At 53.0% G+C, this 854-nt stretch carries 3 tRNA genes; all 3 read right to left on the bottom strand.

Annotated elements, in window-relative coordinates:
• Positions 1-121 precede the first annotated feature (121 nt).
• A tRNA-Trp gene (locus tag HMPREF2920_RS09290) sits at positions 122-194 on the bottom strand.
• 103 nt (positions 195-297) lie between these two features.
• Positions 298-371: transfer RNA gene (locus HMPREF2920_RS09285), tRNA-Met, on the bottom strand.
• 39 nt (positions 372-410) lie between these two features.
• A tRNA-Thr gene (locus HMPREF2920_RS09280) sits at positions 411-483 on the bottom strand.
• Positions 484-854: the final 371 nt, after the last annotated feature.

The following is an 854-nucleotide window of genomic DNA, read 5'->3' as shown; positions in this document are numbered from 1 at the left end:
CCGGAAAAGACACACTTTTCTTTACTTAACCCGTAACTCGCATTGCCCCACCGCCACCGAACATAAACGAAAAACCCGCCACCCAGACGCATTTTCATACGCCCTGGATGACGGGTACTTGCAGGGGCGACAGGACTCGAACCTGCAACCTGCGGTTTTGGAGACCGCTGCTCTACCAATTGAGCCACGCCCCTTCACCACCAGCGAAAGAACTTTTCAGTCCTTAGCTGACAATGTCCCACCTTACTGCATTGCTGCATAATCAAGGCGGGGTTCGACGAACATCACTGTCCGTAGTAGCGATGGGGGGGATCGAACCCCCGACCTCACGATTATGAGTCGTGCGCTCTCACCATCTGAGCTACATCGCCCCTATTCTCTACCGGACATAAGTCCGTATAAAAGAACAGAGCCCCCTGACAGAATCGAACTGTCGACCTTTTCCTTACCATGGAAACGCTCTGCCGACTGAGCTAAGGGGGCATCAGCATCCGTTGAACCCAGCACGTAACTCTGTGGCCAATTGTTGACCGCTTCGTTTCGCTCTGTGCTCTCCGTGAAGCCTTGCAAAGATTAACCCGAAATCACCACTAAGCACAAATCAGCAGGTAGGCAGCGGTATTTCTTGTCACGTTTGCAGACATTTGGCGCGCACTTATGGATAATCTATTCACTTATCGATGAGCCCCAGCGGAACCATAAGTGAATAGCTCATCGATGAGTGGCTGACCTCTAACTCGAGCCTCTAACTCGAGCCCCTGCCCCCGCTTAATCCAGAGCCCCTCACTCGAGCCCCTACCCCAAACCCCCGCCCCGCATCCGGGTTAAGTAAAGAAAAGTGTGTCTTTTCCGGG

Origin of the sequence: Corynebacterium sp. HMSC075F02, assembly GCF_001838335.1 — a bacterium.
GTDB lineage: Bacteria > Actinomycetota > Actinomycetes > Mycobacteriales > Mycobacteriaceae > Corynebacterium > Corynebacterium jeikeium_D.
Note: the sequence above shows the minus strand (reverse complement) of the source record. Positions and strands in the feature narration are given on the sequence as shown.